Consider the following 21280-nt stretch of genomic DNA (forward strand, 5'->3'; position numbering starts at 1 on the left):
CTTAAGAGCGCACAAGCTCTTTTGCTGCTTCAATAATATCTGGCACTTGTGGAATGACCGCTTTTTCCAGCGTCGGGTTGTATGGGATTGGGACCGCAAGACCGCCAAGTCGTTTAATTGGAGCATCTAAGTAGTCAAAGGCTTCACTTTCCGCTATCATACTTGCAATCTCTCCGCCATAGCCGCCTCGTTTTACCGCTTCATGAACCACGATACATTTACCTGTTTTCTTCACAGATTCGATAATAGTTTCTTCATCTAATGGGACAAGTGTTCTTGGGTCAATGATTTCAACATCGATTCCCTCTGCTTCTAGTTCCTTTGCCGCTTCTAACGCTTTGTGTACCATAATCGCTGTTGCTACAATCGTGACGTCTTTCCCGCTTCTTTTCACATCTGCTTTCCCTAGAGGAATTGAATATTGCTCTTCAGGCACTTCACCGATTGTTTTATATAGAAGCTTGTGCTCGTAGAAAATGACAGGGTTGTCATCATCCATCGCCGCTTTTAAAAGTCCTTTTGCGTCATAGGCTGTTGAAGGCTGAACCACTTTGAGTCCTGGAATATGGGCCATCCACGCTTCTAAGCTTTGTGAGTGCTGCGCCGCTGCACCCGTTCCTGATCCTGCTGGTGTTCTCACGACGAGCGGCACCTTTCCTTTTCCGCCAAACATGTATCGTGTTTTAGCCGCTTGGTTCACAAGCTGATCCATTGCGATTGTAATAAAGTCAGAGAATTGAAGTTCTAAAATCGGACGCATACCAGTTAAAGCCGCTCCGACTGCCCCACCTGCGATGGCAGCCTCTGAGATAGGTGTATTGCGAACGCGCTCTGGACCGAATTCTTCAACCATGCCGCGCGTGACCCCAAAAGCACCTCCATATACGCCGATATCTTCACCTAAAATGAAGACATCTTGGTTTTCTCTCATTTCCTGACTCATAGCCTCTCGAACGGCTTCTAAATATGAAATCTCTCTCACTGTTGTTTTTGTCACGTGATTTCCCTCCTAATTAGGCGTATACATCCTCTAATAGTGTGTCAATTGACGGTTCTTTACTGTTTTTGGCGAATTCTACAGACGCTTCAATTTCCTGCTTCGCTTCTTCCTGTAATCTTGCTGCCTGCTCTTCTGTCAAAACATTCAGTTCAATCAAGAGAGACTTAAAGCGTTTGATTCCGTCTTTTTGTCTCCACTCTGTCTCTTCTTCACGTGTACGGTATTTTTTCGCATCACTCTTAGAGTGACCCTTCCAGCGGTATGTTTTCATTTCAATGAGTGATGGGCCTTCTCCCGCTCTCGCACGGCTGACTGCTTCATCTACTGTGTTCATAATTTCGACCATGTCATTTCCATCAACCGTTTTACCTGGCATTCCGTAGCTTTCTGCTCTTGTTGAAATGTCTTCAATGTTGATCATTTCTTTCACAGGGCCAGACATGCCGTACTGGTTGTTTTCACAAATAAACACAACCGGTAAATCCCAAATGGACGCAAGGTTTAAAGCTTCATGGAAGCTGCCTTCATTTGTGGCACCATCTCCGAAGAAACAAAGAACAACAAAGCCTTCCTGTTTCATTTTAGATGTGAGCGCTGCACCTGTTGCCAGCGGGATACCGCCGCCAACGATTCCATTTGCCCCAAGATTTCCTTTTTCTAAGTCCGCGATATGCATGGAGCCGCCTTTTCCTTTACAATAGCCGGTTTCACGTCCAAACAATTCAGCCATCATTTTATTGACCTCGGCCCCTTTTGCAATACAGTGACCATGTCCCCTGTGTGTGCTGACGATCTTATCTTTATCTTTTAATACGGCAATCGATCCAACAGCTGATGCTTCCTGTCCAACACATAAATGAGTGGTGCCATGGATAAGTCCTTTTGCAAAGAATTGATCGACCTTTTCATCAAAATATCTTACTAACCACATTTGTTTATATAAATCTGCTAATTTCTCATGACTAATCTGTTCAGGCAAAGTGATTTGTTTTTGCATTTCTTCTCTCCCCTTTACATTTGTTCTTATGTGTTACATTTGTAATTATCATACGTTTAAGTATCATCGAAGTCAAGCATTTCTCTCTCATTTTTAAGCGTTTTCATCTTTTATCAGAAAAAAAGAGAAAGGCAAAGCCCTTTTCCAAAGAACTTCTCTTTCTCTTTCAATCTCATACACTCATTCATCTGGATACATCATGATTTTGACGCTCTCACCCTCAGGGTGCCTCGCACATTCTATCGCCTGAAGCAGCTGGCTTAACGGATAACGATGCGTCACCATCTTTTCAGTGTTGACCACTTTTGCTTTCAGAAGCTCAAGGGCTTCACGATAGTGATATGGATGAGAGGAATAGGCTCCTACTACCTTCACTTCATCATTGAAAAACCGTTCAGCAGGAATGGCCACATCGCCCTTTGGAAAATGAGCAAACACCAAAATCGTCCCGCCTCGCGCTACAGCCTGAAACGCCTCTTTTAAAAGCGCACTGCTCCCAACAGAAATAATAACGAGGTCTGCTCCCTTTCCATCTGTTTCTTTCATCACCCGGTTTTCCACTGGCTCAGCTGCTGGATGAAAAGCGATGTCTGCACCTAAACTCCTCGCTTGCAGCAGCCTGTTCTCATTCACGTCTGTTATCATCACTTTCCCTGCCAAATAATATTTGGCGAGCTGCAATTGAATACAGCCAATTTGCCCCGCTCCAAGGATCAAGACGGAATCTCCTGGATGAACAGGTGCTCGTTCAAATCCGTGCAGGCAGCAGGCAACAGGTTCTACCATCGCCCCTTGCTCATACGATACATCTTTCGGAAGCTTGCCCATCGTGTGCTTGACATGCAAAGCAGGTACACGGATATATTCTGAAAACCCGCCCGGCTCTACATTTGTGGCTGTAAACTGCGGACACATCGTATAAAATCCCTTTTGACAAAAGTCACAGGTGAAACAAGGCACATGATGTGCCACATAGACCCTGTCTCCCGTTTGGACATTTGTCACGTGCTTGCCGGTCTCGACAATATCACCAGCGATTTCATGTCCCAGCACCGTCCCAGGAGGTACAGTCTCATGCGTTGCTTTGTAAATATCCGTTCCGCATAAGCCGCAGGCTCGCAGCTTTAACAGAACTTCATCATCACCGATGACTGGCCGGTTCCGCTCCTCATACCGAATGTTCTCTGAAGAATAAAAGACAGCTGATTTCATGTAGCTGCATCCTCCTTTTCATCAACCTTCGCAAAATCCTGCAACGTTTGAACAAGCTGCTTGTACTCACTCATCTCACTGGATATCCAGTAGCGCCCTCCGAATATACGGGCTGGCCCCACCCTGACATAGACTTTTCCGATATGAGGATAAGGCTTTAAAAAAAGCTTTCCTTTAATATCAGAAACTGCATATGTGTGCCATCTGCCAAAAGCCCCTATCTTCAGTTGATCGTCACTAATGATGACGTTTGTCGGCTGGTTCAGTCCTGTGATACTAGAAAGCATGAGAATAGGCAGTGTATAAACGCCTAACACAGCTAATGGCTCAGGTCCTGCTGACCATAACGTATAAAGAGACCAGAGAAAAAACAGACAGATGAGCACGGCTGGAAGAAAAATAGACAACATTGCAGACGTTCGGCTATAAGCATGATGCTGCATGAGACTTCCTCCTTTCAGATCACTAGAAGGAGCTCGAAAGCTCCTCCTTGCAATAGTCTTCTACTTGATATGATCGATGATTTTCTCGATATCATCTTCAATACCAAATCCAGTTAAAAAGGATAATGTTTGAATCACAGGTGTCCCTTTTGTATCACTTACAGGCGTTGTCGTCACAATTAAATCGGCGCCTTCCGCTTTTTGCGGGACTTCAGATGCCTTACACTGTTCCACGACGACATCATATCCTTTTTCCTTTAACGTCTCTTCTACCTTTTTAGCCACAACCGTTGATGTTGCAACTGCCGTTCCGCATGATACTAATATTTTCTTCGCCATTAGAATCCCTCCAGCTCATTTATTGGTCTTTCTGATCTAAGCCCATTTCTTTCGCATACTGCTTTTTAATATCATTTCGCACCCAGTACCATAGAAGCGCATAAGCGAGTGCACAGATGATCGCTGCAATAAAGTACGGGTTGCTCGGATCAAGAAGTCTCACCATGATCCAAGGAATGACGTGAGAACCAAGATCAATACCTGAAATCATGTTTGCCCCTTCTGGGAAATCAAAGCCGACTGCTTTCCCCATTGTTGTCGCAAGCGGAGCAAGGTTCGTTGCGATAAAGAAGACAATCATTAATGTAAAAATACTGTTAATAAGACCGCGAATAATATTTCCACGAGCGGCTGCTACTGCCCAGACAACTGTAAATGGCAGAACCGATAAGTCAGCAAACGGGAGCATGCCATTGTAAGGGAGAACAACAGCGAGCAAAATCGTAATCGGCACCATTAAAAGGGCTACCGCCATATTCGCTGGATGACCAATAACAATCGCTGTATCTAAACCAATATAGACATTTTTCCCTGGGAAACGCTTTTGAATATAAGAACGAGCGCCCTCAGAGATTGGAATGAGTCCTTCCATTAATAACGCAACCATTCTTGGCATTAAGACAAGAACTGCCGCCATTTGAATACCGAGCGTCATCACACCTTTTGCATCATAGCCGCCAAGAAGACCAATAATGATACCAAGTATGAGACCCATCACAAGCGGTTCGCCAAAGATGCCAAAGCGTTTCTTCAAGGTTTCTGGATCAGCATGAATTTTGTTTAAACCAGGGATCTTATCAATGATGCGGTTGGACGCATACATCAGCGGGGCAAAGTTGACCGTTTCAGCATGAGCCATCGATACGCCTTTTAATCCGAAATGGTGTTCGATTGTCGGCGCCGTCCAATCGGCTAATTTCAGCGTGATCGCAGAGACAATCAAGCCAACAGCAAGAGCCAAGAACATATTATGATAAGCGTAGTAAGTAACAGAGGCTGCGAAAATCAAATGCCAGAAGTTCCAAATATCCACATTCAGCGTTTTCGTAAAGTTCACGGACAATAAGATAACATTTAATAAAAGCACAAGAGGAATCATGAGCGGGGCAACGGGTGTACCAAAGGATATGGCAGCTCCAATCGGCCATCCAACATCCAAAATATCGAGCTTTAGCCCAAGGGAATTAACCATGGCTTTCGCTGCTGGCCCAAGACCGCTCACGAGCAAATTAATGACAAGATTGACACCGACAAATCCAATCCCGATCGTAATACCGGCCCTGAAGGATTTCTTAAAGCCCTGCCTTAAAATCATACCGAAAAGCGTCATAATAATCGGGAGCATAATAGTTGGTCCAAGGTCTAATATAAAATCGACGGCTTGCTTGATCATACATCCACCTCCTGAATTTTTCAGATAAAGCGCTTACATATTTTCGTGAATGGCTACTGGTTTAGTTCTTGCTGAAGCACGTCTACCGCTTCTTCATAAGATGTCATATAAGATAGCTTTGTCATCACTTCTTCTTTTCTAAAAAGTGTCATCAGCTTCTCCAGCATCACAAGCTGCTTGCTAGGCTCAGAGATTGCTAGGACAAACACAATTTTGGCTTGCACTGTTTCATCAGGGCTTCCCATCTTATGAAAAATAACAGGTTCCTTTAAAGTAGCTACACTAATCGCCGGTTTGTTCACATGCTCTGGATCTGTATGCGGAATCGCTACCCCAAAGGCTGCAAGCGGGAGACCTGTAGGATATGTTTTTTCTCTTTCAAGCACTGCTGGTAAAAAGCTCGATTTAATGTACCCTCCAGCTTCTAACCGCCCTGCTAAATATGTGGTCACCTCCTCTCTCGAAGATGCTTCGAACTGCAGCTTAATCAGTTGTTCATCTAACTCAAACAAGCTGTTCAAACAACCACCCCTTTCATTTGGTATAAATATGAACACATGTAACAAAAATAAAGAACATTTTAGATTAGAACCTTTTATAAAGCGCTTACAATTATGTGTTCTGAAAAATGTTCAATGCTGTTACCTTTGTAAAGATATTATAATATTCGAAATTATAAGTCAATGTTCCTAGGGAAATTTTTATAAAAAAAGACGCAGTGACCACCGCGTCTTTTCCTTCTAACCTTCTATACTGCTTGTTAAATGTGGCTTCCTATATCTAAAAATTCAGATACAAATAGATTGTCTGTCTGTACTGCCATTTCTTCCTTTGTGCCAATTTTTTCGATTCTTCCTTCATTCATCACCACAACACGATCAGCAATATCGAATGCTTCTTCTTGATCATGTGTCACAAAAATGGTGGTCATTTGAAAGTCACGATGAACTTTTTTCAGCCAATGCCTTAATTCTTTCCTCACCTTTGTATCAAGTGCACCAAAGGGTTCATCCAGCAGGAGTGCCTTCGGCTGAACGGCAAGTGCGCGCGCCAGTGCTACACGCTGCTTTTGTCCGCCTGACAGCTGCTCTGGATACCGCTGCTCATACTGCGTCAGCTGAACAACCTCTAAAAGCTCATGTACCCGCTCTTTGATGTCTTGTTTAGGCAGTCTTTCTCCTCTAGGTTTAATTTTCAGTCCATATGCCACATTATCAAAAACCGTCATATTTCGAAAAAGCGCATATTGCTGAAACACAAAACCGATTTGCCGCTTTCGTACTGGAATGTGTGTGTAATCCTGATCTCCGAATAAAATCTGCCCGTTATTGGCGTAATCAAGACCTGCAATGATTCTTAATAACGTCGTCTTTCCAGAGCCAGACGGTCCTAATAAAGAGATCAATTCACCATTTCTTATCGATAAATCCACGTTTTGCAAAACCTTTGTCTGACCAAATTGTTTTGATATTTGTTTTGCAGTAATTCCCAAGACCGATCCCTCCATTTATGTTGACCGCTTGCCAAGCCGGTGATCCCTCTGCTGAATGATTTGCTTAATAATTAAAGTAATGACTGCCACAAACGCCATGAGAGACGCCACAGCAAAAGCGGCTTGAAATTGGTACTCATTGTATAAAATTTCGATATGAAGCGGCATCGTATTGGTCATCCCTCGAATATGACCTGATACAACCGACACGGCACCAAATTCACCAATCGCTCTTGCCCCGGCTAAGATGACACCGTAAAAAAGAGCCCATTTGATATTCGGCAGTGTCACAAAGAAAAAAGTCTTCCATCCGTTGGCACCAAGTGTAAGCGATGCTTCTTCCTCATGAATGCCTTCATGCTGCATAAACGGGATTAATTCTCTAGCAATAAACGGAAATGTAACGAATATGGTTGCTAGGATCATGCCTGGAACAGAATAAATGACTTTCCATCCATTCTCCATAAGCCATGGCCCTAACAGCCCGTTTGAACCAAATAAAAGCACAAATACAAGTCCAGCAATCACAGGTGAAACGGCAAACGGGAGGTCAATCACAGTCGTTAACAAACGTTTTCCGCGGAAGTTAAATTTTGTGATAAGCCATGCAGCACTAACCCCAAAAATCATTTGAAGCGGCAAAGTGACGACGACAATGAAAACGGTCAATTTGATCGCCGCTAGTGTATCTGGATGTGAGATGGCCAGAAGGTATGAACTCCACCCTTTCTCAAATGCCTTTGAAAAAACGGCGATCAGCGGTATGAGTAAAAATAAAATCAAAAAAGCATACACCACTGTAATCAATAGAATTTTCACCGATTTAGATTCGGTTACAGGACTTTTATACTGAACATGGTGCGGATGACTAAGCTCTCTCTCCAATGGTTTCACCTCACGTATACTTGTTTTTTCCGCTCAACATACCACTGAATGCCGTGAATCAATAACAGGATGAAAAATGAAAGAAGCAGCATCAAGCATGCAATCGCTGCGGCACCATGATAATCATACTGTTCAAGCTTGGACATGATCATCAGCGGTGTAATTTCTGTTTTAAACGGAATATTTCCAGCAATAAACACAACAGAGCCATATTCACCTAGTGCTCTTGCAAACGCAAGTGAAAATCCAGTCATCACCGCAGGAAACAAGGCAGGCAGCAGCACGTGAAAAAAGGTCTGTCTCCTTGTCGCACCAAGAATCGCCGCAGCCTCTTCCACTTCCTGCTGCAGTCCCTCTATCACAGGCTGAACGGTCCGGATAACGAATGGAATGCCAATAAAAATCAGTGCCAAAATAATCCCAATCGGTGTGTACGCCACCTTTATATGCAGAAATTGACCAATCCATCCATTAGGAGAATAAAGGGTGGTCAGGGCAATACCTGCAACAGCGGTTGGGAGAGCAAAAGGCAAATCAATGAGAGCATCTAAGATTTTCTTTCCAGGAAATGTGTACCTGGCGAGAACCCAGGCAATTAGTACACCAAACCCTGCATTGATGAGAGCAGCTGCAAAGGAAGTCGTCACGGTCAGCTGAAGCGACTTCAATACTCTTGCATCGGTAAAAACCTTCCAAATCCCCTCTGCTCCTAATGAAGCCGTCCAAATAAATACCATGGATAAAGGAATGACGACAATCGCACTCACATAAACGAGCGTCACCCCAAGGCTCAGACCAAATCCAGGCAATATACGTTTTCTTTTATTGGCGGCTGCATGTGCTTTCTTCATCACATCGCCCCCTATTTTTGTCCGCTGTATATTTGATCAAATAAGCCGCCATCATCAAAAAATCTTTTCTGCGCCTTTCTCCACCCGCCAAACGCTTGATCAATCGTCACCATATCAATCTTTTTAAACTGGTCTTTATATTTATTTAAGACTTCTTGATTTCTAGGGCGATAATAGTTTTTCGCCGCAATTTCCTGCCCTTTTTTAGAATATAAATAATCTAAATAAGCCTTCGCCACTTTCTCTGTTCCTTTACGTTTCACATTTTGATCAACGACCGCAACGGGCGGCTCCGCTAGAATACTAATCGATGGGGTGACAATTTCAAATTTGTCTTTGCCTAGTTCATGCTGCGTCAAATAGGCTTCATTTTCCCATGCAATTAACACATCTCCAAGACCGCGTTCAACAAAGGTCGTTGTGGCTCCGCGTGCACCTGAATCAAGGACTTCGACATGTTCATATAGCTTTTTGACAAAATCCTTTGTTTTTTCTTCATTCCCATGAAATGTTTTATCCGCATAGGCCCATGCAGCTAAGTAATTCCATCTCGCACCGCCGGACGTTTTCGGATTCGGCGTAATGATGGACACACCTGGCCGGATCAAGTCGTCCCAGTCTTTAATATTTTTGGGATTCCCTTTCTCCACAAGAAACACAATGGTCGATGTATACGGTGTGGACTGATTTGGAAATTCCTTTTGCCAATCCTTTGAAAGCAGTCCGCGATCTGCAATCGCATCAATGTCATACCCTAAAGCCAGTGTTGCCACATCTGCCTCGAGTCCATCAATAATCGATCTTCCCTGCTTTCCTGATCCACCGTGAGACTGCTTGATCGTGACATCCTCACCAGTTTTGTCTTTCCAATACGTCTGAAAGGCTTGATTGTATTCCTGATACAATTCACGTGTAGGATCATACGAAACATTTAACAGCTCAACCTTTCCCTTTTGCTTTGAAGCTTCGTTTGCGTTTGAGCATGCAGTACTCGTCACAGCCAAGACTAATATGATGGTCACGATAGAGACCCATTTCCACTTTTTCATGTTATCCCGCTCCCCGTTATCAAATAATAGTGACACCAACCTTGCCGTTTCATACGCAAAAAAGACCCTTAGCCACCTGAAATACATCATAGTCCTGTACTTCAAATTGCCAAGAGCCTTCGGTTGTCCGATCAGCTATATATGATTGATGTTAGTCTATATATTATTCAAACTATTCACAGGTGTCAACTCTGTTTTTTCATTTAAACAAAAAAAGAAACGCCATCTTGAAGAGGCGCTTCTTTTCCCGGGAAATGGTCTTAATCGGCAGATAGCTTTAAATTGACACCAACAGCGGTTCCATTTCTCGAGGAGTCAGCTACTCCAGTAAATGTCCCTGCTTTTCGATCAATGAGTAAGGCTTGCACATTTCCTATATCAATAGGCGAACTGCCAAAACGGTGACCCATGTCATTTAGCTTCGTTCTCACATCAAGGGGAACACCTACTTCGTAGCGGTAAGAAGTTGTACTGTTTGTATAAATCCGCGGCTCTTCCACCGCATCTTGGAGCTCCATGTCGTATTCAAGCAAGTTCAGAATGGTTTGTGAAACAGAAGCAATAATGGTCGTTCCTCCAGGTGAGCCCACAGTCATGACCGGTTCGTTATCTTTGAATATGATGGTCGGGGTCATACTGGATAATGGACGTTTGTTTGGCTGGACTTCATTTGCTCCGCCTGGTCTTGCGTCAAAATCTGTTAGTTCATTGTTTAAGAAAAAGCCATATTCCGGAACAAGAATCCCTGTACCAAATAACTGTTCAATGGTTGTTGTGAATGACACGACATTTCCCCACTGATCAGCAACAGTAAAATGGGTGGTCTCGCCAATGGTTTTATCTTCTGGCTGCGGGACAATTGGGGATGGATTTTTTTCATCCTCATACGCCCATGGATCTCCTTCTTTCGGGTTTTTGTTCATTTGATCTAATTGAATGAGAGAGGCTCTTTTTGAAATGTAATCATCGTCTAGTAGTCCTTTTAGTGGAACATCTACGAATTCGGGGTCGCCTGCATATGCAGCACGGTCAGCATAGGAGAGATGCATTGTTTCAGCAAGCAGCTGATATTTTTCGAATGATTTGGGGTCATATTGAGATAGATTGAAGTGATCTAGTATTTTGAGTATTTGCAGCATAAACACACCGCCAGAGCTTGGTGGAGGCATACTTGCAAGCTGGTATCCTTTATAGTCTCCCCAGATAGGCTTGTCAGTCTTGACCTCATAATGACCAATGTCATCAGTTGTCATCGTTCCGCCAAAATCTTGGACTGTATTTGCAAGTGCCTTTGCTACTTTTCCTTCATAAAATGCTTTGCTTCCTTTTTTCGCAATGAGCTTAAATGTTTTAGCAAGCCCTGGCTGTACAAGCAGGTCGCCTTCTTTGAGCGGCTGATCATCTGGAAGAAAGATTGGCGCTGCAGCCGTTTTTTTCAGCTTTTCTTGATGATCTTCAATGGCTTGTGCCAGAACAGAATCGATTTCAAATCCATCCTCTGCAAGCTGAATGGAAGGCTCAATCAATTCCTTCATCGAACGGGTCCCCCACTTATCTAATGCTGCCTCGAGGCCTTTTACTGTCCCTGGAACACCAACCGCATTACCGTGTGTGGACCGCTCAGCAAATGGGATGACTGTTCCCTCATCCGTTAAAAACATGTCAGGTGTTGCGCCCTGTGGTGCTCGTTCTCTACTATTGATGATGGATGTTTCTTTTGTCTTTCCATCATAAACCATCATAAAACCACCGCCGCCAATTCCAGACATCATTGGCTCTGTCACATTCAGTGCGTACTGGATGGCAACAGCAGCATCCACTGCGTTTCCACCTTTCTTCAATACATCAGCACCTACTTCTGATGCCAGTGGGTGAGCAGTAGCCACCATACCATCTTTCCCAACAGCTACTTTACTCCCATGTGATTCGTTCGCATTGACTTTGCTGACTGGCAGAAAAAACGAGAAAACAAACAGACATATGGACAAAACAGTTAGAGAAATGCGTTTCATGAACAACACCCCTTCCATATTCTTACTTTGACCTTACCGACTTCTTGACCAGAATACAATAGATTATTCTAAAATTTCAAAAATTTTCATCCTATCATCCTACATTTCCCAAATCGAACATTGCTTTTCAAAACATATGACACACTCTCTCATTAGGAATAAAGACACAGAATTTCCAACGATTCTGCTTCAAGGTATAATAAACACAACAAAGAGGGGGAAAAACAGTGAACAACAAAAGCAGATTATTTTGGGAAAACTATTGGAAAGAGACATCAGAAAAAGCACCTGCTGACGCGCTTGTTTCGGCGTGGGCATTCGGATCAGATCCTGATCATTTGCTTGATCTTGTCAAGCAAGGGAAAAAAACAGCCACTTGTTCTGGACACCTGTTTTATGAAAAGGAACAGGAGCCGCTTCCAAAACCTGGACAATATGCGGTCATTTTGGACAGCCAGGAAGAACCAAAAGCCATCATTGAAATCACACATGTAGATGTCATGCCAATGAATGAAGTCCCCGAATCATTTGCACAAGCAGAAGGTGAAGGCGATTTATCTTATGACTATTGGTATAGAGAACATAAAGAATTTTTCACAGAAGCACTCCAATCATACGGATTAGATTTCAAAGAGGATATGCTTCTTGTTTGTGAACGGTTTAAGCTGATTCATTCGGCTTCTTAGCCTATAAGCGGTGCCAAAAATGGCCCGCTTTTTTCGTTGCTTTTCCCCTTTTAGAAAAAGGTGTGTTGAGATCACATCTTTAGGTCAGAATAAGATCAAATAGAAAAAGTGAAGAAATTTTCGACTACACCTGTTTTTTTTCGACAAAAGAATATATAATTATTTGATGTGTGCATTGTCTCATTTATACAATGGAGGGTTTTTACATGTTAAAAAGGAAAAAAGACAAGTTTTCCGTCTTGTTAACGGAGATTGCTAAAAATTTAGACGAAACTGCTGAGTATTTTGTTAGCTATAAAGTAACAAATCAAACCACTCTGAAAGAATTTTCTGACACATTGAAGGAATATGAGACAAAAGGTGATAATCATGTTCATACCATGATTAAAGAGCTGAACAAAGCCTTTATTACACCGATTGAACGTGAAGACATTCTTCAATTGACGAATAGCCTCGATGATGTTTTAGATGGAATTGAGCATTTTTCAGCAACATTAGAAATTTACTCAATCACAAGCTCTGACGAACATATCGACAAATTCAGCCACTACATCAGAGAGTGTGCGAAAGAAATTTTAATCACAATTGATTTACTAGCTGAAAATCGCTTGAAAGATATTCATCCGCACGCAATCAAGATCAAAGAGATTGAACATAATTGTGACAATCTTCATCGTAAATCATTAAAGAACTTGTTTGGAAAAGAAACAGATCCAATTAAGGTGATTCAATACAAAGAAATTTACGAAACACTTGAAGAAATCGCTGATTCCTGTCAAAGTGTGGCCAACAATCTAGAAACAATCATTATGAAGAATGCGTAACGGGGTTAGTTAAACATGGACACATTACTCATCCTTACCATACTTATTGTCATTTGTGCACTTGCTTTTGATTTCATTAACGGGTTCCACGATACAGCAAATGCCATTGCGACTTCAGTTTCAACGAAGGCATTAAAGCCTAGACATGCGATCATCATGGCTGCGTTCATGAACTTCTTAGGAGCAATGACATTTACGGGTGTGGCAAAATCCATTACAAAAGACATCGCAGATCCATTTACACTTCAAAACGGCTCTGTTGTGATCTTGGCTGCTTTAATTGCCGCCATCACATGGAACTTGCTTACTTGGTATTACGGGATTCCGAGTAGTTCTTCACATGCACTAATCGGATCAATTGCAGGCGCTGTTATTGCCTCTGCTGGTTTTGGCGCTTTAAACTATTCGGGATTCATTAAAATCATTCAAGCACTTTTGCTTTCACCTATCCTAGCTTTCGTATTGGGATATATCGTGTATACCATTATCAAAATTATATTTAGAAACAACAATCTCGCAAAAACAAATAAGCAATTCCGACGTGTTCAAATTTTAACGGCTGCACTGCAATCGTATACCCACGGAACAAACGATGCGCAAAAAGCGATGGGTATTATTACGATGGCTTTAATTGCAGGTAATTTGCATACAACAGACGACATTCCTTTCTGGGTACAATTCTCTTGTGCGCTTGCAATGGGACTAGGTACTTCTATTGGCGGCTGGAAGATTATCAAAACAGTCGGCGGTAAAATTATGAAAATTCGTCCAGTCAACGGAGTATCTGCCGACTTAACAGGTGCAGCTATTATCTTCGGTGCGACGTTTATTCATTTACCTGTTAGTACCACTCACGTTATCTCATCTTCTATTCTAGGTGTAGGTTCTGCACACAGAGTCAAAGGGGTAAACTGGGGTACGGCAAAACGTATGCTTGTCACTTGGGTCATCACATTACCGATTTCAGGAACTCTAGGAGCTCTTATATACTTCGTGTTAAATGCGATTCTCTAATTTCAAAGACCTGTCTGACAGGTCTTTTTTTATTTGCCCTGCACACTCAAACACTTTACCTGCAGGACATTTTTTCATGAAGCAGGTTTTCCAATCATATCCATAGAAATAAACAAGTATTCATCTGTCTATGGGAGAGAAGAACATGCTATTATTTTTTCAATTGACCGTATGGTTATTGCTAGGTGCTCTTGCTGTGTATGTATTTGCAGTATGGCGCTTTGAACAAAAAGTAAAAGAAAAGATGTTTGCCATTCGTAAAACGTGGTATTGGATTTATGTAGCTGGTGCTGTTGTGTACTGGACAAATGACCCTTCTTCGATCTTCACCGATTGGATGCACTACTTGATCATTGCCGTTTTTTTCGCATTAACCGATGCTTTCATCTTTCTTAGCTCCTATATAAAGAAACTCGGAAATCATGAGCTGGAAACCGACACCCATCAACTCCTTGAACAAAATAACGATTTGCTTCATTCCTACCTCAATAAACTAAAAACGTACCAATACCTATTGAAAAATGAACCGATCCATGTATATTATGGAAGTGTAGAGGCATATATAGAGGGAATTGAGCGGCTGATTTATTCTTTTGCCGACAAGATGAATATTCAAGCGGTGCTTTGTCCATACGATACGCAGGAACAAAAAGACGACCTGCTTCGGACACTTGACCAGCGGGCTCTTATTCAGGCGAAGCTTGACAGGCAGGAAGTATATTACGATGATTTCGGTCATTTAGTGCTCATCCCATTTTCTGTAGCAGATGCTCACTTTGTCATTAAGCTCACCTCCGATGAAATTGTCACGGAGTTCGACTATTTATTAATGACATCACTTACAACAATTTATGACCTAATCTTGCCTGACGAAGAGGAAGGTGATGAAGATGGACCACGCACTTCAAGGGGATAACAACAACCCTAAGAAAAACCCTTTTAAGATTTTAAAGAAAAAACGCCATATCAGTATGGCCGATTATAAGGTAAGTCCCCATACTGAGCGAATTTTTAAAAAGAATGAACAGCTTCTGGATGAGTATAAAAACAAAAAGGCTTGATTACACTAAAGGACGCGGAACGATATCCGCGTCCTGATTCCATTTTTACATAGACTTGCATACAATACACCATACGCTGCAACGATTGAGGTGCCAAAATGAAAAAGAAAATCAAACAACTGAGATATGTTCAGTTTGCCGAATATCAGCCTTCCCCATATACTCGGCGATTAATTGAAAAAAGTGAAACAGCCATCCAATCATACAAACAGAAACACTCACTGATTTAACAGTTTAAGCAGCTTTTCCTTCGTTTTAGGACCGTATACCCCATCACTTGTCAGCCCATTCATCAGCTGAAAGCGTGCTACGGCATTTGCCGTTTTTTCCCCGTAAACACCATCGATGCCTTTATCTGCAGCCGATTTATCAGGATAAAAATAAACAGCAGCAAGCGCTTTTTGGACGAGACGTACGTGCTCTCCCTTCGTTAGAGGAGAAGTCACCTTTAAAACCCCATCTGGCAGCTCATACATCATTTTTCCATCGTTTCGATAAATTTTGAGAACCTGTCCAATTTGAATTTTGTTTGGATCGCTAATGTTATTCCACTTCTGTAGATCTTGAACTGTGACGTCATGAGCTTTAGCAATACTCGTTAACGTATCCCCGCTTTTGACGACATACGTGATGACCGTCTCTGGATCTCCTGCCGTTTCAATTCCTTTTTTAAATTCATCCCATGTAGCAAGAAGCAGGCGTGGACATGCTTTTCCAGACCAATGCTGATGTGTGACCACATTAGCTAGTGGAATGTTATGTTCCTTTAACAGCTTTTGGATGAGCCATTGCGCATGTTTGACCGCTTGCTGGAAATTCCCATCTTCATTTTCACAAATTTCAATGCCGATCGACTTTCGGTTACCATTGCCTTGTCCGTCCCCTGCATGCCAGCCATTTTCATTTAACGGCAGATGCTGAAAGATTTCATGATCATCCACTGTAAAGTGCCAGCTCACCTCAGTCGTTGGGCGTTTCACATAGGCCGCATGACTTTTCGCATCCGCTCCTTTTGACGTGTTTGCTGTGTTATGCACCGTCACATACATCGGTGTCATGGCGTATCCTGGGCGGTTCCCGTTTCCAACTGGAATAAAATCTTGATAAATTTCTACCATGTTCTGCACTCCCTTTTGCTAGATTGAATTGATCTTTCTCATCAATTGGTGGCGTTCGTAAGACAACATGAGTTTGTTTTAGTGAGAAGACTATGGTAAAATTTGAATTCAATCCACTATTTTTAGTAGTGGAAAACGCAAAAATGAAGAAAAAAACAGGAATTAATTCCATTTTTCCTTGATTTTATGTTAAAATTGTTAAAAATAAGCCGATATTAAAAGTAAGCAATAGCTTCATTAGCTATTTAGTCCTATATGGACTTTTCTTTTACGCCAAAAATAGAACGTACGTTTGCTTGGAGGTTTTTAAATGACTGGTTTTTTAACCCATTTAGAAGAAGAGATTAAGCGGTTATATGCCAAATTACAAATAAGCGGTCCTGCTTATAGAGACATGCAAAGGATCGCTTCTGAATTTCATGTATGGGTACACTATGAGGATACTGGCAGCATGATGATCAAGCATCAAGGTCTTTACAGTATTATATTAAACAGATCTCTATCTTCAGAGGAACAATGGCAGGATTTTGCTCACGAGCTTTGTCATGTGCTGAAGCATGCAGGCAATCATTTCAAGATGCACAAACTCTTTCGAGAGCTGCAAGAGTTTCAGGCAAAACAATTCATGTATCACTTTTGTGTGCCGACCTTTATGCTGATGCAAATGAAGCTTCCAAACCTTCGGCAGCAAGCCATTTTGCACATTGCGCAAACGTTTCACGTCACCTGGGCTTTTGCTGAAAAACGGCTGGCCTTATTCGAACAGCGGAAAGCAGGCATTCGCTTCCAACAAGAGTTTACATCTTATTTAATGAAAGCCGAAAAGGTCGCGGAAAAAGAAGCTGTTTATCAAACGTAAGCCTCTTCTGCATGGGGCGACAGGGGTTTATTCGTAAAGGTCTAATACTTGCTTGAGTACATTTGTGTACCGATAAAATTGCTCATTTTGCGTTTCACGACGATAGCTCCGTCTGAAGTCTTGAAAGAATGCTCTTCTTTGCGCCTGACTGATTTCAAGTTGTACACTTTTTCCGGTCAGACATTGATTGTTAATATTGTGAGGGTGTGTTCCAGAATAGCGATCAGATTCAGATAGCAGCACTGCGGGAAATCCATGAAGCGTTAAACGTTTCACTGTTTCTGCCGCTTTTTCTCTGTCTGTCCCGCCCACTAATGTTTGAAGCACCTCCGTTTCCCCGTAGCCATGGAGTGCAAACGTATAATGATGGGTATGCACTAGAGAAAGGCACACCGGCTCATCGAAACGTGTGCTTGTAATGTGAAGCACATGATTGCCTTTCACTTTAAGGCCTTCAAATAAATACATAGAATGATCACTTGCGATTTCATGAATGAGCTCACTCACACCAGATTCAATCCCTCCGGCATGAGGGGACAAAACCAAAAGCTGGTCACCTTTCCGCTCGTGAAGAATTTGATAGTCGATTCCTTCTCTTTCATGAGCGGAAAGCTCTTCATAACTTTGATATGTATCAATGATTTGTGTCATTCCATCTTCCCCATTTCTCTATATGAGCATAAGTCTACTGCTCTCAAATTCTTTTGTAAAGGAATTTCGAACGATCTATCAACATGAAACATCCTTAAATTTTCCTTATTTTTACGGCTATCTGTTGAATTCTGAGAAAAAATGACCGATAATTGAAATGAATAGAACTTTTGGACTATATGAATCTTTTTGCATTCTCTCTCATAAATTAGAAATATTGTGATCTACATCTGGAGGAATTCATGTTAAAGAAGAAAACCACCATCACCCTTGTCATCTTATCCCTTAGCTTCGCTGGCATCATTTACTGGAAATGCTTTTCTCTTCAAGGCGTATCTCACGGAACCTTTATCCGCTCGATGACATCACCTGACGGAACATATATCATCAATACCTATCGACATAGCGGTGGGAAACTAAAGGAGAACGCAGTTAGAGCAGAAATTGAAAACAAACTCACCCACCGAAAGAAAACGATTTACTGGAAATACCCTGATAAAGACCCTCTCATCAAATGGAAAAACGGGCAGCTTGTTCAAATTGGGCATGAATTTTTAAATGTGGTAAAGGGAGAAACATACGATTATCGCTTTGATCGGAACAAAAGAAAATAGCGCATCAAAAAAACGAATCCCTTTTGGATTCGTTTCAAATTGTTGACAAAGGGCTAAAATGATTTTTATTTTAGCCCTTTGTCTTCTTTTCAGCGTGATAGAAAACCTTTGCAGTCTAGGAAGGACGAGCACTGGCGCGGAGCGAATTGAACATTCGTGAGCACCAGCGCGCAGGACTGACAAAGAATGCGAGGGTTTGTCTACACGCTGAAACGAATCCAATTGGATTCGTTTTTTACGTTGACATTACATGCTGCATGAATTCTTTCATTTCTTTACTTACGATCGTCAATCGTTCCACGATTTCGCTAAACTCTGTCACAAGTAAAGCTTGCTCTGCTGATGAACCTTTCATATGACCCATACTCTCAAGTAATGTATGTATATTGGAGGAAATCCCTTGCAGTGAGCTTTCAATGTTTTCTGTTGCACGTGAAGTTTCACTTGAAAGCTTTTGAACCTCACTTGCTACAACACTAAAACCAGCACCCTCTTTTCCTGCCCTCGCTGCTTCGATTGATGCATTCAATCCCAGTAAACTCGTTTGTTTCGAAATGCCTTTAATCATTTTTGTAATATCGGAGGTTTTTTTCGAGCTTTCAAGTGTTTGCTGCGTTTGTAACGTCATTTCCTCACTTGTCGCAGAAAGCTCCTCTGAATGAGCCGCCACCACATGCACCTTTTCTTGAATACTATGAATGATGTCATTTAACGACTCCATATACGCTTCAAGCTCTAATTGATTTTTAAGTGGAAAACCTAAGGCGATTGCACCAATAACTTGTTGATTTTCATCAAAAATTGGCAAACCCATTGCATTTAACGGTATTCCGTAAACTGATTCAGGCACAAACATACTTGATGTTTCACCTCTGAGCGCTTTTTTCATATTTAAATCATCTGGTTTAATAAGTTCTCCAGCACGAATTTGAAAATCCACATCTTTCGACGGCAAATACAGCAAGAATTTCTCTCGATCAATGACACCCATCGTCACTTCGTTTTTTAAAATCTGCATCATATAAGGTGCTGCTGTCACAATACTCTGTAGTATATCCAATTTCTCTACCCCCTTATATAGTTTATCGGTCGTTCTTCTTAAATTAATAGTTACTTTTTAAAAATAATGATGATGATTGTAGAAATTCTTCATATTTACGAGTAAAAAGAAGTACGTTTACTTTCTATATTCAAACGTAAATTTGCTATAATTAATCCATCAACATATGATGAAATGGTCATGTAACCATTTTGTGTATTTATTGGAGGCGCATGTTGTGACACAACCCATGAAATATGAGCGGGCAATCGTCATTGGCGGAGGTATCACTGGGATGCTCGCTGCAAAAGTTTTATCAACGTATTATCATCAAGTATTGATCATTGAAAAGGATGAACTGCCAGATTCTCCTGAGAATCGTCTCGGCACTCCTCAAGCTTTTCATCCACATAGAATGCTGCCACTTGGCAAGCAAATTGTTGAACGTCTATTCCCTGGTTATACAAAAGAGTTACTGGAATTGGGCGGGTACAACACATTGCATCAGACATCTCGATTTATTACAAAAGATGGCGAATTAGCACTCACCGATACTGAAGAAACTGCGGTTACAAGACGTGCTCTGCTAGAGTGGGTGCTGATGCAAAGAATGGTAAATGAGGACAGGGTGCAGTTTTTAGAAAAACATGAAGCCATCTCGCTTCAGTTTGAAGAAGGAAAAAATCAAGTCACTGGACTGATCGTGAAGGACCGGCAAGTAAAGCCTGGAAGCATTCATGAAATGAAAGCAGACTTAGTGATTGATACGTCTGGAAGAATGTCGAAATTGCCAAAATGGCTGAAAGACGCTGGCTTGACCTTACCACAGACTGATGAGTTAAGTGTGTTTCTAGGCTACAGCACAAGATACTATCAAATACCACCAGGTGCGCCGTACCTACAATCAATGGTCGTAGTTGGCCAGCCCCATAAACAAATCCCAACAGGACTGTTTGAACGGGTAGATCATGATTTAGTGGCTGTTCTTCTTTCTGCAGCTGGCGGTTCACATTATCCAACAACAGATGCTGATCAATTTGATTCAGAAACCGCTGCACTGACCCATCCCGCGATAGCAGAAGCCATCACCCATTTAACGCCCTTTACAAAACCAAAAGGATTTAGAGTCCCTTCTTGCGTAAGACATCATTATGAACAAATGCAGGATTGGCCAAGTGGATTATTGGTGATGGGCGATTCCTTGTGTACATTAGATCCCATTCATGGGCAGGGCATGACAAAGGCAGCTCTTGAAGCACAAACACTTGACCGTATGCTCAAACATGCACAAAAAAATGAGCGGCTATCCTTTGAAAAGGACACATTACAACAAATGCAACACGCGAGTGAACTTGGCTGGTGGCTTTGTGCGATTGCTGATATGGCGTGGGACGGCGTCGAGTTAAAAGGAGAAACAACCATCCCCCACTTGACGTTCGTACAGGAATTTTTAAATCGCTACGTACAATACGCCATTGTCACAAAACAGCCTGAATGTCTTGAAGCGTATCACCGGATGCATTCTTTCTTAACAGAACCTAGAGAAATCATTAACTTAGAACAGCTGCACAACATGATTCAAGCTGACACCTCTGGAGAAACCGCCGAATGGTGGAAGCAATGGGATCAAAAGAACGATGAAGGCAACCGAGCTTTTTTCCATGAAGCGGTTCCTGACTTCCGTCTAGAGCACTTGCTGTCATTCAATTGAAATAAAAAAAGCCCCTTTAATGGGGCTTTT

23 protein-coding genes are annotated in these 21280 nt (G+C 42.0%); 8 read left to right on the forward strand and 15 right to left on the reverse strand.

Features of this window, described 5'->3' with window-relative positions; translation table 11 throughout:
- Position 1: 1 nt before the first annotated feature.
- The 12 genes from ACLGGR_RS03230 to ggt form a co-directional block, all read right to left on the reverse strand.
- Positions 2-982 (reverse strand): alpha-ketoacid dehydrogenase subunit beta, encoded by a 981-nt coding sequence (locus tag ACLGGR_RS03230; RefSeq protein WP_410972616.1) that lies wholly within the window; start codon positions 980-982, stop codon positions 2-4.
- A 31-nt stretch (positions 983-1013) separates the two neighbouring features.
- Positions 1014-1997 carry a pyruvate dehydrogenase (acetyl-transferring) E1 component subunit alpha gene (gene pdhA, locus ACLGGR_RS03235; protein WP_410972483.1) on the reverse strand — a complete coding sequence of 328 codons (984 nt, stop codon included), beginning with the start codon at positions 1995-1997 and terminating at the stop codon, positions 1014-1016.
- 180 nt (positions 1998-2177) lie between these two features.
- Complete coding sequence (locus ACLGGR_RS03240; protein WP_142944583.1) at positions 2178-3209, reverse strand: alcohol dehydrogenase catalytic domain-containing protein; 1032 nt, start codon at positions 3207-3209, stop codon at positions 2178-2180.
- Positions 3206-3652 carry a hypothetical protein gene (locus ACLGGR_RS03245; protein ID WP_142944582.1) on the reverse strand — a complete coding sequence of 149 codons (447 nt, stop codon included), beginning with the start codon at positions 3650-3652 and terminating at the stop codon, positions 3206-3208. The genes ACLGGR_RS03240 and ACLGGR_RS03245 overlap by 4 nt, the downstream gene beginning before the upstream one ends.
- A gap of 60 nt (positions 3653-3712) precedes the next feature.
- Entirely contained in the window at positions 3713-3991 is a 279-nt protein-coding gene (locus ACLGGR_RS03250; RefSeq protein WP_003212259.1) for a PTS sugar transporter subunit IIB, read from the reverse strand.
- A gap of 19 nt (positions 3992-4010) precedes the next feature.
- Positions 4011-5384, reverse strand: coding sequence for a PTS galactitol transporter subunit IIC (locus ACLGGR_RS03255; protein ID WP_095408274.1), 1374 nt, complete (start codon positions 5382-5384; stop codon positions 4011-4013).
- 53 nt (positions 5385-5437) lie between these two features.
- Positions 5438-5905, reverse strand: coding sequence for a PTS sugar transporter subunit IIA (locus ACLGGR_RS03260; protein WP_041105930.1), 468 nt, complete (start codon positions 5903-5905; stop codon positions 5438-5440).
- A 239-nt stretch (positions 5906-6144) separates the two neighbouring features.
- Positions 6145-6876: a sulfate/molybdate ABC transporter ATP-binding protein gene (locus ACLGGR_RS03265; RefSeq protein ID WP_251215609.1), complete on the reverse strand. Its 732-nt coding sequence runs from the start codon at positions 6874-6876 to the stop codon at positions 6145-6147.
- Positions 6877-6891: 15 nt separating this feature from the next.
- Positions 6892-7761: a sulfate ABC transporter permease subunit CysW gene (cysW, locus tag ACLGGR_RS03270; protein ID WP_142944580.1), complete on the reverse strand. Its 870-nt coding sequence runs from the start codon at positions 7759-7761 to the stop codon at positions 6892-6894.
- Between the two features lie 5 nt (positions 7762-7766).
- Entirely contained in the window at positions 7767-8612 is an 846-nt protein-coding gene (gene cysT, locus ACLGGR_RS03275) for a sulfate ABC transporter permease subunit CysT (RefSeq protein ID WP_041105928.1), read from the reverse strand.
- An 11-nt stretch (positions 8613-8623) separates the two neighbouring features.
- The gene (locus ACLGGR_RS03280; protein ID WP_410972484.1) at positions 8624-9661 is read right to left on the reverse strand and encodes a sulfate ABC transporter substrate-binding protein; all 1038 of its coding nucleotides are present in this window, start codon (positions 9659-9661) and stop codon (positions 8624-8626) included.
- Between the two features lie 260 nt (positions 9662-9921).
- Positions 9922-11673, reverse strand: a complete 1752-nt coding sequence (gene ggt, locus ACLGGR_RS03285; protein ID WP_410972485.1) for a gamma-glutamyltransferase — start codon at positions 11671-11673, stop codon at positions 9922-9924.
- A gap of 227 nt (positions 11674-11900) precedes the next feature.
- Here ggt and ACLGGR_RS03290 point away from each other — a divergent pair, with 227 nt between their 5' ends.
- The 5 genes from ACLGGR_RS03290 (at position 11901) to ACLGGR_RS03310 (ending at position 15258) form a co-directional block, all read left to right on the forward strand.
- Complete coding sequence (locus ACLGGR_RS03290) at positions 11901-12359, forward strand: ASCH domain-containing protein (RefSeq protein WP_251215612.1); 459 nt, start codon at positions 11901-11903, stop codon at positions 12357-12359.
- A 206-nt stretch (positions 12360-12565) separates the two neighbouring features.
- A complete protein-coding gene (locus tag ACLGGR_RS03295; protein WP_024426775.1) occupies positions 12566-13183 on the forward strand; it encodes a DUF47 domain-containing protein in 618 nt (205 codons plus the stop codon).
- 15 nt (positions 13184-13198) lie between these two features.
- A complete protein-coding gene (locus ACLGGR_RS03300; protein WP_017359158.1) occupies positions 13199-14197 on the forward strand; it encodes an inorganic phosphate transporter in 999 nt (332 codons plus the stop codon).
- A 145-nt stretch (positions 14198-14342) separates the two neighbouring features.
- On the forward strand, positions 14343-15113 hold the full coding sequence (locus ACLGGR_RS03305) for a type II toxin-antitoxin system SpoIISA family toxin (protein WP_039177934.1): 771 nt from the start codon (positions 14343-14345) through the stop codon (positions 15111-15113).
- On the forward strand, positions 15088-15258 hold the full coding sequence (locus tag ACLGGR_RS03310) for a type II toxin-antitoxin system SpoIISB family antitoxin (RefSeq protein WP_024424961.1): 171 nt from the start codon (positions 15088-15090) through the stop codon (positions 15256-15258). Before ACLGGR_RS03305 ends, ACLGGR_RS03310 begins: the two co-directional genes overlap by 26 nt.
- Before the next feature lie 218 nt (positions 15259-15476).
- On the opposite strand, the gene ACLGGR_RS03315 is transcribed toward ACLGGR_RS03310, so the two are convergent.
- The gene (locus ACLGGR_RS03315) at positions 15477-16376 is read right to left on the reverse strand and encodes an N-acetylmuramoyl-L-alanine amidase (RefSeq protein ID WP_142944576.1); all 900 of its coding nucleotides are present in this window, start codon (positions 16374-16376) and stop codon (positions 15477-15479) included.
- Between the two features lie 310 nt (positions 16377-16686).
- Between ACLGGR_RS03315 and ACLGGR_RS03320 the strand changes: the two genes are divergently transcribed.
- On the forward strand, positions 16687-17235 hold the full coding sequence (locus ACLGGR_RS03320) for an ImmA/IrrE family metallo-endopeptidase (protein WP_024424963.1): 549 nt from the start codon (positions 16687-16689) through the stop codon (positions 17233-17235).
- A 27-nt stretch (positions 17236-17262) separates the two neighbouring features.
- On the opposite strand, the gene ACLGGR_RS03325 is transcribed toward ACLGGR_RS03320, so the two are convergent.
- On the reverse strand, positions 17263-17886 hold the full coding sequence (locus tag ACLGGR_RS03325; protein ID WP_410972486.1) for a poly-gamma-glutamate hydrolase family protein: 624 nt from the start codon (positions 17884-17886) through the stop codon (positions 17263-17265).
- 242 nt (positions 17887-18128) lie between these two features.
- On the opposite strand from ACLGGR_RS03325, the gene ACLGGR_RS03330 reads away from it, so the two are divergent.
- Positions 18129-18500, forward strand: a complete 372-nt coding sequence (locus ACLGGR_RS03330; protein ID WP_142944574.1) for a DUF5412 domain-containing protein — start codon at positions 18129-18131, stop codon at positions 18498-18500.
- A 235-nt stretch (positions 18501-18735) separates the two neighbouring features.
- Here ACLGGR_RS03330 and ACLGGR_RS03335 read toward each other — a convergent pair whose 3' ends face one another.
- Positions 18736-19560: a methyl-accepting chemotaxis protein gene (locus tag ACLGGR_RS03335; RefSeq protein ID WP_410972487.1), complete on the reverse strand. Its 825-nt coding sequence runs from the start codon at positions 19558-19560 to the stop codon at positions 18736-18738.
- 217 nt (positions 19561-19777) lie between these two features.
- Between ACLGGR_RS03335 and ACLGGR_RS03340 the strand changes: the two genes are divergently transcribed.
- Positions 19778-21250 (forward strand): NAD(P)/FAD-dependent oxidoreductase, encoded by a 1473-nt coding sequence (locus ACLGGR_RS03340; protein ID WP_410972488.1) that lies wholly within the window; start codon positions 19778-19780, stop codon positions 21248-21250.
- Positions 21251-21280: the final 30 nt, after the last annotated feature.

It is taken from the genome of Bacillus sp. BD48, from assembly GCF_046566805.1.
GTDB classification, from domain to species: domain Bacteria; phylum Bacillota; class Bacilli; order Bacillales; family Bacillaceae; genus Bacillus; species Bacillus safensis.

Excerpts from the sequence above, each read along its gene's own strand:
- pdhA (WP_410972483.1), bottom strand. The coding sequence starts at position 1,997 with ATGCAAAAACAAATCACTTTGCCTGAACAGATTAGTCATGAGAAATTA.
- ACLGGR_RS03240 (WP_142944583.1), bottom strand. The coding sequence starts at position 3,209 with ATGAAATCAGCTGTCTTTTATTCTTCAGAGAACATTCGGTATGAGGAG.
- ACLGGR_RS03245 (WP_142944582.1), bottom strand. The coding sequence starts at position 3,652 with ATGCAGCATCATGCTTATAGCCGAACGTCTGCAATGTTGTCTATTTTT.
- ACLGGR_RS03250 (WP_003212259.1), bottom strand. The coding sequence starts at position 3,991 with ATGGCGAAGAAAATATTAGTATCATGCGGAACGGCAGTTGCAACATCA.
- ACLGGR_RS03255 (WP_095408274.1), bottom strand. The coding sequence starts at position 5,384 with ATGATCAAGCAAGCCGTCGATTTTATATTAGACCTTGGACCAACTATT.
- cysT (WP_041105928.1), bottom strand. The coding sequence starts at position 8,612 with ATGAAGAAAGCACATGCAGCCGCCAATAAAAGAAAACGTATATTGCCT.
- ACLGGR_RS03280 (WP_410972484.1), bottom strand. The coding sequence starts at position 9,661 with ATGAAAAAGTGGAAATGGGTCTCTATCGTGACCATCATATTAGTCTTG.
- ggt (WP_410972485.1), bottom strand. The coding sequence starts at position 11,673 with ATGAAACGCATTTCTCTAACTGTTTTGTCCATATGTCTGTTTGTTTTC.
- ACLGGR_RS03295 (WP_024426775.1), top strand. The coding sequence starts at position 12,566 with ATGTTAAAAAGGAAAAAAGACAAGTTTTCCGTCTTGTTAACGGAGATT.
- ACLGGR_RS03300 (WP_017359158.1), top strand. The coding sequence starts at position 13,199 with ATGGACACATTACTCATCCTTACCATACTTATTGTCATTTGTGCACTT.
- ACLGGR_RS03305 (WP_039177934.1), top strand. The coding sequence starts at position 14,343 with ATGCTATTATTTTTTCAATTGACCGTATGGTTATTGCTAGGTGCTCTT.
- ACLGGR_RS03310 (WP_024424961.1), top strand. The coding sequence starts at position 15,088 with ATGGACCACGCACTTCAAGGGGATAACAACAACCCTAAGAAAAACCCT.
- ACLGGR_RS03315 (WP_142944576.1), bottom strand. The coding sequence starts at position 16,376 with ATGGTAGAAATTTATCAAGATTTTATTCCAGTTGGAAACGGGAACCGC.
- ACLGGR_RS03320 (WP_024424963.1), top strand. The coding sequence starts at position 16,687 with ATGACTGGTTTTTTAACCCATTTAGAAGAAGAGATTAAGCGGTTATAT.
- ACLGGR_RS03325 (WP_410972486.1), bottom strand. The coding sequence starts at position 17,886 with ATGACACAAATCATTGATACATATCAAAGTTATGAAGAGCTTTCCGCT.
- ACLGGR_RS03330 (WP_142944574.1), top strand. The coding sequence starts at position 18,129 with ATGTTAAAGAAGAAAACCACCATCACCCTTGTCATCTTATCCCTTAGC.